We start from the raw sequence: 14,317 nt of genomic DNA, 5'->3' as shown, positions 1-14,317 counted from the left end.
GGCGCCTCCGGTGGGCGCAGCCGCGCCAGAAGGTGCCGGCTGGGCCTCGGCACTCTTCAGAGCCGTGCCGCCCTTAGCAGCTGCATCCGCCGGATCCTCACCGGCAATTGCCTGCGGCTCCGCTGTTCCAGTATTCCCGGCGGTGCCGGCAGGCGCTGTGTTCCCGGCCTTGGCAGCAGCGCCTGGCAAACCCGCTGTTTCCGTCGCCCCGGATTTGACTGGCACGCCAGTTGCCGTGGCAGCATCTTCTGCATCCGCAGACTGCGGGTTAAAGCCTGCACCAGCAGCCTCTGCTCCGGTCCGGGCTGCCGGATTTCCCGGCATTCCTGCAGGTGGGGTCCCAGCCGCTGCAGGTCCAGTAGCCGGCAATTCCTTGACGGTTGCTCCTTTAACAGCCGCCGTTGCTCCGGCACCATTATCGGGCAATCCTTTACCAGCTGCCGGCTCTCCGGCTTCGTTATCCGCTGCCATATGCCCGGCATTATCCTCCACTGCCAGTTCTCCGGCTTTACCCGCCGCTGCACGCGCAGCATGATCAGCAGCTCCGGCACCCGGCACCTGTGTGCCCGCTGGTGCTGTGCGGGAGCCGCTCTCAGCAGCGGCAGTCGAAGCTGCGGTCTTGGCAATGCCGGCAGCTTCCTCCGGCTCTGCAGCCGGGTTGCCAGCCACTACAGTTCCGGCAGTATGATCCACTGCCGCAACGCCCGCCCCCTTATTCAAAACCGGACCGCCAGCTTTTCCGCTCTCCGCCTCCCCTGCCTGCTGTGCCCATACACCAAGCTCCGTTTCAAGCTTTGACAGCAGCTCATGCAGCTTTGGCCCAAAGACTGCCTGCTGAAGGCCCTTCACACTCTCGGCGGTTACCGGCAGCCCGCGCTTCACTGAGAGAACAGCCGCCTCCAGCCACTCCGAAGCCGGTACTCCCTGAGGCTTGGCGTTCATAATCGCGTCCAGTTTGGCTGCGGTTTCTTTGGTCAGCGGTATTCCTCCGGACTGCATTGCTATTACAATCTCTTTACCGGCCTTCGCGTCTTTGAGACCCAGTGATTCCAGCGCCTCGCCCATACTTTGCGGAGACACCAGCGCAGCTTCACCAGGCGAAAGCGCCTTTAGCACCGGCAGGCCGCCTTCTCCCGGAGGTGCGACCTGGAGTGTCATTGTCTGCCCCGGTGCCAGCGGTGTTTCCAGCTCAGCACGGACAGGGGTTCCCTGAATCTGCACCACTGCCTCCTTGCCGGATTCCGAAACACTCAGCACCACACCCCGGACAACCTGACCTTCCTTCAGCTCCAGTGACTTGGCCTCCCCGGGTCTGCTGTCACCCAGCAGGCCGCGGAATAATGACCCGATATTCATGCCGCACTCCCTCCCCTCTTGATATTCTGATATTTAATTATATCGACATTTACCGTCCATTTTATAAAAGGTTGCCGCTTTAAAATAAGGTCTGCTGCTCAGCCAGAATTTTTCCGATAAAGCTGCGCCGGTGCATCGGGGTTGGCCCCAGTGACAGGATTTGCTCCCGGTGGAGCTTAGTCGCATAGCCTTTATGTATTTTGATGCCGTAATCCGGATATAACTCCTCCCACAGCCCTTCACACAGCCGGTCCCGGGTCACTTTGGCGACAATCGATGCTGCAGCGATGGACTGGCTGTTAGCATCCCCTTTAATGATCGCCTGCTGCGGCAGCGGCAAATCCACCTTTTCCGCATCAACCAGCAGATAATCGGCAGCTTCACCAAGTCCCTCAACCGCTTTTTTCATTGCCAGGCGTGAGGCTTGCTTTATGTTAATCTCATCAATTATTGCAGATTCCACATGACCTACACAGACAGCCAGCGCCTGCTCCATAATGATCTCGTACAGCGCATCCCGCTTCTTCGCTGTCAGCTTTTTCGAATCGTCAACCCCGTCTATAATCAGGCCTTCCGGCAAAATTACCGCTGCTGCCACCACATCGCCAAACAGACAGCCTCTGCCTACTTCATCCACTCCGGCAATCCTGCGGTATGACTGTTCCCATCCCGCTTTTTCAAAACTCAGCATATCTATGCTACTCATCAATTTCCCACCGCCATATCTTTTTTAAGGCCCTTCTCTATTTGCCAGCTTATCACAAGAGGACTTCCGGGGTCATCCATCTTTCTGCTTATAAAATAATCCAGGACTCCCCGCCCCTGTCACCGGCCAAAACATAAAAAAGCCACCCAATAGATTGGATGGCTCTCATCACTTTAATATCTGCCTGTTATGGTGTTTCCAGTGTGAACGTCCCCAGCTTGCCGGCGCGCAGCTCGTGAAGCAGTGTCCGGGAAGCCTTCTCCAGATCGACACGGCCGCCGCTGATCAGACAGCCGCGCTTGCGTCCGACCGCTTCCATAACGGCCACAATTTCATCCGGATTGTCCAGATCCTCAGGAAGCTTCTCAATGCCGAAACGTTCCTGGAAGCGTGAACCGTAATCCTTGATCAGATATTTTACCGCGTAGTAAGCAATGTCCTCAACGTTAAGAACCTCTTCCTTAATCGCTCCGGTGATCGCCAGACGTAACCTACTTCCTGATCCTCGAACTTGGGCCACAGAATTCCCGGTGTATCAAGCAGCTCGAGTGTGCCGTCCGTCTTGATCCACTGCTGGCCTTTGGTTACACCGGGGCGGTCACCGGTAAGGGCGATGTTGCGTCCGGCCATCTTGTTAATCAGTGTGGATTTGCCGACATTCGGAATGCCGACGATAAGCGCACGGTTCGCCCGCGGGTTCATGCCCTTGGCAATCTGCCGGTCAATCTTCTCCTTAAGAAGCAGCTTGACCTGTTCGGGAATTTCCTTTATGCCGGTTCCTGTGGAAGCATCCACCGGATGGGCTACATGCCCCTCAGCCCTGAAATATGCCAGCCACTTACGTGTCACTTCAGGATCGGCAAGATCGCTTTTGTTAAGAATAATCAGCCTTGGCTTATCCCGCAAAATATCGTCAATCATCGGATTGCGGCTGGAAAGCGGCAGACGGGAATCGAGCAGCTCAATCGCAACATCAATCAGCTTCAGCTTATCTTCAATTTGCCGTCTTGCCTTCGTCATATGACCGGGAAACCATTGAATGGCCATAGCCGTCACCTCCTCTGACTTTTGTCAGCATCATTTAGTGGTTAATAATCGAAATATCCTGAATCGGCCAGAATATCAGATCTGCACGGCCGACAATATCGTCAAGCGGCACGTAGCCGATCATCCGGCTGTCTGTACTATCTGAACGGTTATCCCCCATTACAAATACATGACCCTCAGGTACAGTACCGTCCGGAACCTCTTCATTCGGGAAGTCCTTGTTATTATAAAGGGAGTTAATAGCATGTCTGGCGTCAATGGCCTCCTGGATATACGTTTCGTCCACCGGTTCGCCGTTAACAGTAACAACATCCCCTTCAACCTTTACCGTATCTCCAGCTACCGCAATAACGCGTTTAATAAAATCTCTGCCTTCGGAAGGCACATGGAACACAATAACCTCACCGCGCTGCGGAGAACGGATGTCGTATAAAATTTCATTCACAATGACCCGCTCACCTGTATGGAAATTCGGCTGCATCGAAGGCCCGTCCACAATAAACGGCTTGAACAACAGCCATCTTATCAGGACCACCAGAACCAGTGCAATTGCTATGGCCTTGATCCATTCCAGCACTTCATTTTTTGCTTCTGGGGTGGCTGCCCGCCCGGGTCCACCGTTTCTCCTTGTCCCTGCTGTAAATCCTGCTGCATAGTTCACCGTCCTCTCTTTATGCTACTCTCACCATACCTCCAATATACAACAAAAAAACTTCTGCCAAAAACTCCTCCACGAATACTCCTTCAGGAGGCCTTTTCGGAAGAAGCTGATCCTAAGGCATTTATGTTAAAGTCTGGCTTTGTATACAAGGGCCGGAGATGCCTGTAAGAATAAAGAAAAGGGCTTGAAATCAAGCCCCTTTCTTTGCCGCTGATTCTAGCGACGGATTTCTTTAATTCTTGCAGCTTTACCGCGAAGTTCACGCAGATAGTACAGTTTCGCACGGCGAACTTTACCACGACGAGCCACTTCAATTTTCTCGATCTTAGGCGAGTTGATTGGGAAAGTTCTTTCCACACCAACACCGTAAGAGATTTTACGAACCGTAAAAGTCTCACTGATTCCACCGCCGCGACGTTTGATTACAACGCCTTCGAACAACTGGATCCGTTCACGAGTTCCTTCGATAACTTTTACGTGCACCTTCAAAGTATCACCTGGACGAAAACTAGGGATATCTTTACGAAGTTGCTCTTGTGTAATAGCTTGTAGGATATTCATTTAGGACTTCCTCCTTCCGTACAGGTGTTCATGCCTCTTCCGGAGAGACCCAAGCTCTCCCTCATTATCCGCAGCGGACCACCGTATTCCACACAACAGAAATAATATTATCATAAAAGATAGGCTTGTGCAATAGTGAGTTTTTCAGGTTAAAGCGGCATCATATCCCGCTTCTTCGCTTTCACCTTGCAGTCTTTGCATAGCCCGACCACACTTCCGTCATCCTGGGCATAAAAAATCAGCTTTCCGTTCTTTTTCCTGCACGAGGAACAGGGCTGTATGGCAGCACTCTGTTTGGCTTTGCGGTGTCTGTCCATGGATATAACATTGCTGGGCACGCCCTGCTTCGGGCTCTCCGGCTTGCTGCTGCGGCTCCGGGATCTGAAAGAAACAGCAACAATAACAAGCAATACCACAAAAACCGCTGCATATCCCATTTGCTCATCCGCTCCCTTAACCTTTACTGACTGCGTGGTTGGCAATTTTCCTGCCGGCTGGCTCCGCTGCACTTGACAGTTCATCTTTTAGCTATTTTACCATAAAAAAAGTTCGAGATACAGTTGGTCTAACAGCCCCCGACTTTAGTCCAGTGAGCAACCCGTCTACGGCCCGTTCTTCAATTATTTACCATAATATATACTTATGACTATACATAAGCAAATCAGAGATTACACTAGGAGGGTTACCATTGAGAAAAAAACATAACACAGCTATTATAGCTGCCGTTACAGTATTCTCGCTTGTTCTGCTTGCCGGCTGCCGTGAGCTTCCGGGCAAGGAAGCTGCGGACCAGCAGCTCGAAGAGAGCTTATCCGGCAGCAACAGCGCAGGTTTTTTCGAGTCACTAAGTCTGGACGCCGGCATTGCTGCAGAGGATCTTGGCAGGGAGATTGCCGAGGCGGCAGACGACGTGCATGATGCTGTTAAGGAAACGGCAGCAGAAACGGCGGAACAGATTAATGAGAACAGCCTGAGGCAGGAGCTTACCACCTCGCTTACAGCGGGCGGGTCTACCAGACTTCAGCTGGACAATGCAGTGGGCAAGATTGAGCTTATTCCCGGGAAGGGCGACACCCTTTCTGTATCAGCAACCCTCATCGCGCATAATCCGCTTACCCGTGACACAGACCACAAAATTTTGGACAACGCCGAGGTTTCAATCGAAAATAAAAACGGCAGGCTGACCGTCTCCGCCCATTCCAAAGACAATCCTGACAAAAACCTCTGGACATGGGCACAAAGAGAATACGGCCATTCCGATTTCAGCATCAATTATGTAATTGAGGTTCCTGAAATTGTCACAGCCTATGATATTACCAATAACGTCGGCTCCATAGAAGCAACCGGCCTTGAAGGCAGCTTTGATATTACCAGTGATGTCGGTACCATCACCCTTAAGGATGCGGTAATTACCGGCAAATCCAAAGTACAATCCGAAACAGGAAGCATTGTATTGGACCTTGAGGGAATGGAAAGCGGCAGCAGCCTTAAAGCCAGCAGCACAATCGGTGCCATCAAAGCCAGTCTCGCCGGCGGTTTGAACTGCACTGTTAAAGCTGACAGCGAGCTTGGAGCCATTAGCGGAGTAACGGACGGGAGGCAGGATTACAACGGGGGCGGCCCCATGCTCTCACTCTCTACGGAGATCGGAGCCATCTCTGTTCAGCAGTAGCCAGGATAATTAGCATTTATGTATAAAAAAAAGCGGGCTGCCCCGGAATACCGGGAAGTCCGCTTTTTTGATGTCAGATCAGCGCAATGGCCAGCAGAGTGAACAGGCTCAGGGTTAATATTTCGCTGCCATAACCGTAATATCCGCCGTAATAGCCGCCAGGATAAAAGGCCGACGTTTTCATCCGCCCGTTACCCTTGGTTTTCAGATACACATTATTCTGGTCAACATCGACGATGATTCCTTCATGCTTTTTTCCGTCTGTTGTCAAGATACGCACTCTTTTGTTTTTGCAGTGCAGACAGTTGTAATAAGCTTCCACCAGAGTATCCCTCCTCCTTCGTTTGCTGTATTTTATGAGGGACGTGATATTGCGGCAACGGCAGGGGTACAGGTATACGGTAGAAGGCATCTTTTTTTTGAAAATCGCACTACAAAGTGAATTTATTGTGAAATAAAGTACTTGTGAACAAAGTGTGTCTTTTTCTGCCAAAAAGGTTTATAATGATTACAAATAGTAAAACGCTTACGGACTTGTACATCTACTATTATAATGACTTTGAGGAGGCAGGAATCATGAGCACAGCAAGCAGAAAATTTATGAATGAAGGGGTCCTCCGGATCGCCATCTTCATCATGTTCGCGTCCCTCACCTATAGCGTGCGCAATTACACCTGGGCCATTGTTGCCCTGCTGGCTGTGGGAACCTATTCACTGGTTACCGGTATTGTTCAGCTGAGACGCAGTCGGCATACGATAGAGTAGCCGGACATTACAACAAACCAAAAACCGCTTCTCCAGGATGCTAATTCCTGAGGAAGCGGTTTTTTATCGGAGTAACAGGATTTGAACCTGCGGCCTCACCCACCCCAAGGGTGCGCGCTACCAGACTGCGCTATACCCCGACGACTATGTATTTCTTCACCTGTATTTATATATACTCCAGAAAGGGTTTTCATTCAAGAAAAATTTTCTTTCTCTGCAAAAATATTATTTGAAATTATTGTTTAAATTTTATAGATTTTCAGATTTGGCTGTGCTATACTCTTGTCACAAGGAAAGGAGGTGCGTTCACATCTATCATGATATGCTGAACGTATCCCTTACCCGGACCAACGGCTGATTGATTTAGCCTTGGTGGCGCGGGATACGGATCACAGTTTTACAAAGCGCCTCGGGTAGAGAGACCGTCTTCGGACGGTCTTTTTTATGTTTTGCGGCAATCCCTCGAATCACAACAAAAAAACTTTAAAGCTGCACCCGCCGGGTACGTCTTTAAAAGTTTTTTGATAAACCCTGTCCTGCCTTTATTCAACCTGTCTCCAGGTTATTCAAATGGAGAATTTCGATTTACGGTTTGTATAAAACTCAATAATATCGTTAACGGTGCGGAGCGGCTCCGCTTCCTTGTGGACAGTGTCCACGTCAGGCTTGAGTGGTTCATGCGTATTCGTAGTCACTAGTGTTCATTCCTTTCGATAGTTAAACTGCTTCTGTAAAAGTGGTGTACTGCGGCACCTCTATTCATTACCCTAAAATAAGGATGTTAACGCACATTTGCTCGCATTTCTTTGTGAAGCTTCTGTGTCTGCTCTCACAGGCCTGCATCTGATCCGCTGAGATTTATATACCCGTCTGGACATAACAAAAAACGCCTCCTCAACGTAATATACGTTAAACAGACGTTAAAAATGACTACTTTTACAAAATATGCTTAAGCCTTACCTTGCCGCTGCTGCTTAAGCACCTCCAGCGTCTTCTTGTCCTTCGCCGTTAGCTCAGCCGTCTCCAGCAGATCGGGTCTGCGCTCCAGCGTGCGCTGCAGAGCCTGCTCCCGCCGCCACAGCTCAATATTGGCATGATGGCCGCTCAGCAGCATATCCGGTACCTTCCAGCCGCGGAATTCCGCAGGCCGTGTATAATGCGGATACTCCAGCAGCCCGGTGCTGAACGAATCCGTTATGGCCGAGGTCTCATTGCCAAGCGCTCCCGGCTGTAGCCGTACTACAGAGTCAATAACCGTCAGCGCTGGCAGTTCTCCACCCGTCAGCACATAATCCCCGATTGACAGCTCATCAGTCACCAGATGTTCTCTGATCCGTTCGTCATAGCCCTCATAATGACCGCATATAAAGATCAGATGCTGCTCCATGGCCAGTTCCTCGGCGATTTGCTGGTTGTACGTCTTCCCTTGCGGGCACATGAGAATAATCCGCGGCTTAACCGGCACAGCAGTAACTTCAGCCTCTTCAGCCAGCTCTTCGATATCCTGAACTGTCCCTGTTGTACCGCCCGCTTCTGCTGCACCTGCTTCTTGGGCCCGCACAGATTCTGCTGTAACCGGAGGAATACCCAGCACATGCTCCACCGCTGCAAAGATGGGGTCCGGCTTCAGCACCATCCCTCCGCCTCCGCCGTATGGCGTATCATCCACCGTATTATGCTTGTTGCCCGAGAAGTCACGAAAATTGACCGCATTCAAGGAAACGATGCCTTTGTCGCGCGCCTTGCCCAGAATGCTTGTGCTGAATACGCCCTCACACATTTCCGGGAAAAGCGTCAGCACATCGATCCGCATCATGGCAGCAGCCCTTCCATCAGATGCACGGTAATCTTCTTGGCGGCAATATCCACATCCAGCACCACATCATTAATAACCGGGATCAGGATATCCTGCCCCTTGGCAGGCTTCACTACCCAGACATCGTTAGCGCCTGGCTGCAGAATATCTGTAATTGTACCCAGCGGCTTGTCCGCATCCTGATCGGTATAGACTTCACAGCCGACGATCTGATGGAAATAATATTCGTTCTCCGGAAGCTCGACCAGATCATCGCCGGGAACCTTCAGCAGACTGCCTTTATACTTCTCGATCTGATTGATGTTCGTGTAGCCCTTGAGCTTGGCAATATACATGCCCTTATGTTCTCTGGCCGATTCCACAATAACCTCGAATTTCGGGCTGCCGTCCGCCGGAATGACCAGCATCTTTTTACCAGGTGCAAACCGCACTTCCGGAAAGTCGGTATGCGACAAAATTTTGATCTCTCCGCGGATGCCGTGTGTGTTAACGAGCCTGCCTACGGTTAATTCTTCTGCCATTGTATCCACTCCTTTAAAGGTCACTTCTCTATATTTGAACAAAAAGGAGCCGGGATATACTATCCCTAGCCCCTCCTTGTGCGTATCAGTTATGATAAAATATCCACGGTTACGCGTTTATCGCTCTTGACTGCTGCTGATGTAACTACTGTGCGGAGCGCTTTGGCGATCCGTCCCTGCTTGCCGATGACCTTGCCGACATCATCAGGATGTACGGAGAGCTCATATACAATCAGGTGATCCTTCTCCACAGTCCGCACCGTCACATCTTCCGGATGATCCACTAAAGCCTTAGCAATTACTCCAACTAATTCTTCCATAGAGGACCCTCGCAATCAGTCATTATTTCTGTTGCTTCAGCTCATGGAACTTCTTCAGCACACCAGCTTTGGAAAGCAGGTTGCGAACGGTATCAGATGCTTGTGCACCTGTCTGAAGCCATTTAAGAGCTTTTTCCTCATCGATCTTAACTACTGCCGGTTGTTCAACCGGGTTATAGTAACCGATTTCCTCGATGAAACGACCGTCACGAGGGGACCGGGAATCGGAAACCACTACACGGTAGAAAGGCGCTTTATGTGCACCCATTCTCTTCAAACGAATACGTACTGCCACGAAATTCACCTCCTTAAAAAAGTATCAAAAAGTATGGGAAGAGTTTAGTGATAAACCTTTTTTCGAACCCTCCCAAACCCTCCCTTCCAAGGGAGGGCCCCAAGGGCTCTGCCCTCTGGACACCCGCTTAAGTGCAACTAGCGTGGGCGTTCAGACTGGCGGGATCTTGGGATAGGGGGAATAAGGATCGCTTTTCGTCCCTTACGGGACCCGCTTGACTACGGCGTTACCGGGCGACGGGTTTAACACAAACTACTGCTTAAAAGATTAAGGTCAAAAGATTAAGGTCAAAAGATTAAGAGCGAAAACCGCTCGATCATCTGATGTTGTACTATGTCTGATCTGGAAAGATCAAAACCTTAACGGAACGGGAACTTCATCCCGGCCTTGCCGCCAAGACTCTTGAGCTGCTTCATGGCGTTTTTCTTCCCGCCCTTGCCGCTCATTCCGCCCATCATACCGGAGAACTGCTTCATCATCTTGCGCATCTCATCGAACTGCTTGATGAGGCGGTTGACCTCGGCCACGTTCGTTCCGCTGCCGGCGGCAATCCGCTTGCGGCGGTTGTGGTTGATGATCTCAGGCTGGGCTTTCTCGGCTTTGGTCATGGAATGAACAATCGCCTCGACTCGTCCCATCTGCTTGTCGTCCACCTTCAGGTCCTTCATGCCCTTGGCCTTGTTCATGCCAGGCAGCATGTCGAGAATCTGGTCGATCGGGCCAAGCTTCTTGACCTGGTCCATCTGCTCCAGGAAATCGTCGAACGTAAATTCCGCATTGCGCATCTTACGTTCCATTTCCTTTGCTTTCTCGGTATCAATGTTGGCCTGGGCCTTCTCGATCAGGGAGAGCATGTCGCCCATACCCAGGATACGGGAGGCCATCCGTTCCGGATGGAACGGCTCCAGCGCGTCGATCTTCTCGCCGAGAGCGGCGAACTTGATCGGGCAGCCGGTTACAGCCTTGACAGACAGCGCGGCACCGCCGCGGGTGTCGCCGTCAAGCTTGGTCAGCACAACGCCGGTAAGCTCAAGCTGCTTGTTGAAGCTCTCAGCTACGTTTACGGCATCCTGACCAGTCATAGCATCGACTACAAGCAGCACTTCATCAGGCTTCACTGTACTGTGGATCTGCTTTAGCTCATCCATCAGCGCTTCATCTATATGCAGGCGGCCTGCGGTATCGATGATGACATAATCCAGATTATTATCCTTCGCATGCTGGATAGCCTGTCTGGCAATCTCTACCGGACTGACCTGGTCACCGAGTGCGAATACCGGAACCTTAATCTGCTCACCCAGGATCTGCAGCTGCTTGATCGCTGCCGGGCGGTAAATATCGCCTGCTACGAGCAGCGGGCGGTGGTTGCCCTTCTGCAGGAGCTTAGCCAGCTTGCCTGAGGTGGTCGTCTTACCCGCCCCCTGCAGACCCGCCATCATAATAACGGTTGGCGGCTTGTTCGCTTTGGCCAGCTTGGACTGGCTTCCACCCATCAGCTCGGTCAGTTCCTTGTTAACGATGTCGATGATTACCATGCCGGGAGTAAAGCTGTCCATTACTTCCTTGCCAACGGACTTCTCCTTCACCTTGGACACGAAGTCCTTAACTACTTTGAAGTTAACATCGGCTTCCAGAAGCGCCAGACGTACTTCACGCATGGCTTCGTTTACGTCATCTTCGGATACCTTCCCTTTGCCGCGCAGCTTGCTGAACACATTCTGCAATCTTCCGGTTAAACCTTCAAATGCCATATGCGGCTTGCTCCCTTCATGCTACTCTAACCTCTGCAAACGATCCACAAGCTCCTTGAACCGCTGTTTATATTGCTCAGGCAGCATCCCATTATCAGGCAGTCTGCGCAGTTCTTCTAAATACCGGTTGCGGTCGTCATGCTTGGCCAGCAGGCCAAGCTTCTCTTCATAATTCTCCAGCACCTGCTCGGCACGCTTGATATGCTCATACACGGCCTGGCGGCTGATCTCAAATTCCGCGGCAATCTCTCCCAAGGAGAAATCATCGTGGAAATAATATTTCAGAAACGTTTGCTGTTTATCAGTAAGCAGCCGTTCATAGAATGCGAATAACAGGTTGATCCGGTTCGTCTTCTCGAGCCTATTCTCCTGACTCATCAAGGGCACTCCCTTCGTCAAGGAAAAACACTTTACAGCTTCACAACGTCCCTTATGATACCGAAAACAAAGAAAGATGTCAAGCTTTTTTGCTTGTCATCTTTTTTTGTTTGCAAAATGCAGGATCTCCCTGTTATTTTCAGCACTTTTAACGGATCGGAAGCAGATAAATCAGTACGGCGAAGAAGTGCGTCACACTTCCGGCCAGCACGAAAACATGCCAGACTGCATGGTGAAACGGAAACCCTCTCCATACATAAAAGATCGTGCCCAGCGTGTACAGGATACCGCCAGTCATCAGCAGCGCCATTCCGCCGCCGGCAACAGCCGCAGACAGCGGGTTCCAGGCAATGACGATCAGCCAGCCCATCGCAATGTAGAAGATAGTCGACATGAACAGGAATTTTTTGACGAAAAAGGCCTTAAAGGCCACTCCGAACAATGCCACTCCCCAGACAATCCCGAACAGGCTCCAGCCCAGCGGTCCGCGGATCGCAACGAGCAGGAACGGCGTGTAAGTACCGGCGATAAACAGATAAATGGAGGAATGATCGAAGAATTCGAACAGGTCCTTCGCCTTGCCCTCCCGCAGACTATGCACCAGTGTAGAGTTGAGATACAGCAGCAGCATCGTTGTCCCGTAGATCGAGAAGCTGACAACATGCCAGGCCGTTCCCTTCAAACTGGCAAAAACAACAAGCAGAACAAGTGCAGCAACACTCAGTACCGTTCCGATACCGTGAGTAATGGCATTTGCGACCTCTTCCCTGCGACTGTAGGTATACGTATTAGCCATAACAAAATCCTTCCGTGTGCGGTTTCCTTCTATTATACCGTTAACCCGGAGCTCATTCCAGCCTATCTGCGCACAGACAGGCCGGAGTTCGATTACAGCTTATAGAGCTCCGTATATTTCGCTTCCAGATAATCGGCCAGATAATCCGGATTAAGCGGCTCACCGGTTACCCGTTCAATAATTTGCGCCGGAGTCAGACTCTTGCCGAAGCGGTAAATTTTGTCCGTCAGCCATTCTTTAACCGGAATCAGGTTACCTTCAGCAATCAGACTGTCGAATTCAGGCAGCTCTTTGCGGAGGGTATTCAGAATTTGGGCGGCATACATATTTCCCAGCGAATAGGAGGCAAAATAACCAAAATCACCGCCGGACCAGTGAACATCCTGCAACACACCCAGTGCATCTGAAGGCGGAGTAATGCCCAGATATTCCTGATATTTGGCATTCCAGGTCTTAGGCAGATCCTTGACTTCCAGCCCTTCATTAAAGATCAGCTTCTCGATTTCATAACGGATAATGATATGCAGGTTATAAGTCAGCTCATCCGCTTCAATCCGGATAAAGGAATTGGCAACGCTGTTAATCGCCCGGTAGAACTGCTCCACTTCAACCTCTGTTAGCTGTTCCGGGAAATGCTGCTGCAGATCGCCATAGTAACGCTGCCAGAAGGCGCGGCTGCGGCCGATCATATTTTCCCAAAGTCTTGACTGGGATTCATGGATACCCATGGAGGTTCCCCCGGACAGCGGAGTTCCAATCAGTTCCTTGCTGATATTCTGCTCATAGAGGGCATGCCCGCCTTCGTGCAGGGAGCTAAAAATCGCACTCGTTACATTATCCAGCAGATAATTGGTCGTAATGCGCACATCCCCCGGATTGAGCCCGGTAGCGAACGGATGCACACTCTCATCCAGACGTCCTGCCTCAAAGTCATAGCCCATCTGCTCCAGCACGAACAGGCCGAACTTTTCCTGCTGCTCCTTGGCATAGATTTGGCTCAGAAATTCCGTATCCGGCTTGTTTGGAGAAGCGCTGATTGCCTCCACCAGCGGGACAAGACGGCTGCGCAGGCGGTCGAACAGCTCGTCCACTTTGGCAACGGTCAGATCCGGCTCATACATGTCGAGTAGCGTATCATAACGGGTATCCTTTACACCCCAATAGTCGATAAACTCCTGCTTGAATGCGACAATTTTGCTTAAAAACGGTTCAAAGGAGGCAAAATCATCATTCGCCATCGCCTCCTCCCAGATGCTCTGGGAATGGGCAGCCAGCGCGGCATATTCTTCGAATTTTTTGGACGGAATGCTCTTGCTGCGCTCGTACTCCTTGCGGCAGTCCTTGACGATTTTGTTCTGGACATCGCTCAGCTGTGAAGCTACCTCCGGCGTGCCGAAAAAGGCTGTAAATTCGCCCATCTCCTTAGACGTCTCCAGCCTGAACAGCTCACCAGTGAGTACCCCGATCGTTCCGGAGCGGACCTCTATCCCTTTACGGGGTGCACCTGTCTGCAAATCCCAGTGAAGAAGTCCGATGGCTTCATTATAGCTGCTAATTTTAGATAATAATTCCTGAAAAGCTTCCCATTTGTCTTTAACTGCCTGTTCCATTTCCATCCACCTGCTTTCTCTGTTTTCCTTATTCTTCTTGATGATACTTTTTTGGCTGGGGA

Annotated in this window: 16 protein-coding genes, 1 tRNA gene and 2 pseudogenes; 2 read left to right on the top strand and 17 right to left on the bottom strand. The window is 50.9% G+C overall.

Features of this window, described 5'->3' with window-relative positions; all coding sequences use genetic code 11:
• The 6 genes and pseudogenes from AWJ19_RS35265 to AWJ19_RS17340 form a co-directional block, all read right to left on the bottom strand.
• Nucleotides 1–1,356, bottom strand: a pseudogene (locus tag AWJ19_RS35265) (hypothetical protein); the annotation flags it as partial.
• A gap of 79 nt (nt 1,357–1,435) precedes the next feature.
• Nucleotides 1,436–2,062 carry a ribonuclease HII gene (locus AWJ19_RS17360; RefSeq protein WP_068725602.1) on the bottom strand — a complete coding sequence of 209 codons (627 nt, stop codon included), beginning with the start codon at nt 2,060–2,062 and terminating at the stop codon, nt 1,436–1,438.
• 187 nt (nt 2,063–2,249) lie between these two features.
• Nucleotides 2,250–3,109 (bottom strand): annotated as a pseudogene (gene ylqF, locus AWJ19_RS17355) (ribosome biogenesis GTPase YlqF).
• A 34-nt stretch (nt 3,110–3,143) separates the two neighbouring features.
• The gene (gene lepB, locus AWJ19_RS17350; RefSeq protein ID WP_347231125.1) at nt 3,144–3,686 is read right to left on the bottom strand and encodes a signal peptidase I; all 543 of its coding nucleotides are present in this window, start codon (nt 3,684–3,686) and stop codon (nt 3,144–3,146) included.
• 300 nt (nt 3,687–3,986) lie between these two features.
• The gene (rplS, locus tag AWJ19_RS17345; RefSeq protein ID WP_042128973.1) at nt 3,987–4,331 is read right to left on the bottom strand and encodes a 50S ribosomal protein L19; all 345 of its coding nucleotides are present in this window, start codon (nt 4,329–4,331) and stop codon (nt 3,987–3,989) included.
• 149 nt (nt 4,332–4,480) lie between these two features.
• Complete coding sequence (locus AWJ19_RS17340; RefSeq protein ID WP_128083629.1) at nt 4,481–4,768, bottom strand: hypothetical protein; 288 nt, start codon at nt 4,766–4,768, stop codon at nt 4,481–4,483.
• 251 nt (nt 4,769–5,019) lie between these two features.
• Here AWJ19_RS17340 and AWJ19_RS17335 point away from each other — a divergent pair, with 251 nt between their 5' ends.
• A complete protein-coding gene (locus AWJ19_RS17335) occupies nt 5,020–6,003 on the top strand; it encodes a hypothetical protein (protein ID WP_068725598.1) in 984 nt (327 codons plus the stop codon).
• A gap of 73 nt (nt 6,004–6,076) precedes the next feature.
• Here AWJ19_RS17335 and AWJ19_RS17330 read toward each other — a convergent pair whose 3' ends face one another.
• Nucleotides 6,077–6,325: a hypothetical protein gene (locus AWJ19_RS17330; RefSeq protein WP_068725597.1), complete on the bottom strand. Its 249-nt coding sequence runs from the start codon at nt 6,323–6,325 to the stop codon at nt 6,077–6,079.
• Between the two features lie 254 nt (nt 6,326–6,579).
• On the opposite strand from AWJ19_RS17330, the gene AWJ19_RS17325 reads away from it, so the two are divergent.
• Nucleotides 6,580–6,768: a hypothetical protein gene (locus AWJ19_RS17325; RefSeq protein ID WP_068725595.1), complete on the top strand. Its 189-nt coding sequence runs from the start codon at nt 6,580–6,582 to the stop codon at nt 6,766–6,768.
• A gap of 66 nt (nt 6,769–6,834) precedes the next feature.
• Here the strand turns inward: AWJ19_RS17325 and AWJ19_RS17320 are convergent.
• The 10 genes from AWJ19_RS17320 to AWJ19_RS17280 all read right to left on the bottom strand — a co-directional run bounded on the left by AWJ19_RS17320 (nt 6,835) and on the right by AWJ19_RS17280 (nt 14,255).
• A tRNA-Pro gene (locus AWJ19_RS17320) sits at nt 6,835–6,908 on the bottom strand.
• Between the two features lie 426 nt (nt 6,909–7,334).
• Nucleotides 7,335–7,463: a hypothetical protein gene (locus AWJ19_RS37365; RefSeq protein WP_260509852.1), complete on the bottom strand. Its 129-nt coding sequence runs from the start codon at nt 7,461–7,463 to the stop codon at nt 7,335–7,337.
• 254 nt (nt 7,464–7,717) lie between these two features.
• Nucleotides 7,718–8,581, bottom strand: a complete 864-nt coding sequence (trmD, locus tag AWJ19_RS17315; protein ID WP_068725624.1) for a tRNA (guanosine(37)-N1)-methyltransferase TrmD — start codon at nt 8,579–8,581, stop codon at nt 7,718–7,720.
• The gene (gene rimM / locus AWJ19_RS17310; protein ID WP_068725594.1) at nt 8,581–9,105 is read right to left on the bottom strand and encodes a ribosome maturation factor RimM; all 525 of its coding nucleotides are present in this window, start codon (nt 9,103–9,105) and stop codon (nt 8,581–8,583) included. The genes trmD and rimM overlap by 1 nt, the downstream gene beginning before the upstream one ends.
• An 89-nt stretch (nt 9,106–9,194) precedes the next feature.
• On the bottom strand, nt 9,195–9,425 hold the full coding sequence (locus tag AWJ19_RS17305) for a KH domain-containing protein (protein ID WP_019910364.1): 231 nt from the start codon (nt 9,423–9,425) through the stop codon (nt 9,195–9,197).
• A 22-nt stretch (nt 9,426–9,447) separates the two neighbouring features.
• On the bottom strand, nt 9,448–9,720 hold the full coding sequence (rpsP, locus tag AWJ19_RS17300; RefSeq protein WP_068725592.1) for a 30S ribosomal protein S16: 273 nt from the start codon (nt 9,718–9,720) through the stop codon (nt 9,448–9,450).
• Nucleotides 9,721–10,079: 359 nt separating this feature from the next.
• A complete protein-coding gene (ffh, locus tag AWJ19_RS17295; protein WP_068725590.1) occupies nt 10,080–11,471 on the bottom strand; it encodes a signal recognition particle protein in 1,392 nt (463 codons plus the stop codon).
• 21 nt (nt 11,472–11,492) lie between these two features.
• On the bottom strand, nt 11,493–11,849 hold the full coding sequence (locus AWJ19_RS17290) for a putative DNA-binding protein (protein WP_068725588.1): 357 nt from the start codon (nt 11,847–11,849) through the stop codon (nt 11,493–11,495).
• A 148-nt stretch (nt 11,850–11,997) separates the two neighbouring features.
• Nucleotides 11,998–12,645: a hemolysin III family protein gene (locus AWJ19_RS17285; RefSeq protein ID WP_068725587.1), complete on the bottom strand. Its 648-nt coding sequence runs from the start codon at nt 12,643–12,645 to the stop codon at nt 11,998–12,000.
• A gap of 92 nt (nt 12,646–12,737) precedes the next feature.
• The gene (locus AWJ19_RS17280; RefSeq protein ID WP_068725585.1) at nt 12,738–14,255 is read right to left on the bottom strand and encodes a carboxypeptidase M32; all 1,518 of its coding nucleotides are present in this window, start codon (nt 14,253–14,255) and stop codon (nt 12,738–12,740) included.
• Between the last annotated feature and the right edge of the window lie 62 nt (nt 14,256–14,317).

The sequence above is a fragment of the Paenibacillus sp. DMB5 genome (assembly GCF_001517085.1).
GTDB lineage: Bacteria > Bacillota > Bacilli > Paenibacillales > Paenibacillaceae > Paenibacillus_AQ.
This window is presented reverse-complemented; position numbering and strand designations above follow the sequence as displayed.

Excerpts from the sequence above, each read along its gene's own strand:
- AWJ19_RS17360 (WP_068725602.1), bottom strand. The coding sequence starts at position 2,062 with ATGAGTAGCATAGATATGCTGAGTTTTGAAAAAGCGGGATGGGAACAG.
- rplS (WP_042128973.1), bottom strand. The coding sequence starts at position 4,331 with ATGAATATCCTACAAGCTATTACACAAGAGCAACTTCGTAAAGATATC.
- AWJ19_RS17340 (WP_128083629.1), bottom strand. The coding sequence starts at position 4,768 with ATGGGATATGCAGCGGTTTTTGTGGTATTGCTTGTTATTGTTGCTGTT.
- AWJ19_RS17325 (WP_068725595.1), top strand. The coding sequence starts at position 6,580 with ATGAGCACAGCAAGCAGAAAATTTATGAATGAAGGGGTCCTCCGGATC.
- trmD (WP_068725624.1), bottom strand. The coding sequence starts at position 8,581 with ATGCGGATCGATGTGCTGACGCTTTTCCCGGAAATGTGTGAGGGCGTA.
- rimM (WP_068725594.1), bottom strand. The coding sequence starts at position 9,105 with ATGGCAGAAGAATTAACCGTAGGCAGGCTCGTTAACACACACGGCATC.
- AWJ19_RS17305 (WP_019910364.1), bottom strand. The coding sequence starts at position 9,425 with ATGGAAGAATTAGTTGGAGTAATTGCTAAGGCTTTAGTGGATCATCCG.
- ffh (WP_068725590.1), bottom strand. The coding sequence starts at position 11,471 with ATGGCATTTGAAGGTTTAACCGGAAGATTGCAGAATGTGTTCAGCAAG.
- AWJ19_RS17290 (WP_068725588.1), bottom strand. The coding sequence starts at position 11,849 with ATGAGTCAGGAGAATAGGCTCGAGAAGACGAACCGGATCAACCTGTTA.
- AWJ19_RS17285 (WP_068725587.1), bottom strand. The coding sequence starts at position 12,645 with ATGGCTAATACGTATACCTACAGTCGCAGGGAAGAGGTCGCAAATGCC.
- AWJ19_RS17280 (WP_068725585.1), bottom strand. The coding sequence starts at position 14,255 with ATGGAACAGGCAGTTAAAGACAAATGGGAAGCTTTTCAGGAATTATTA.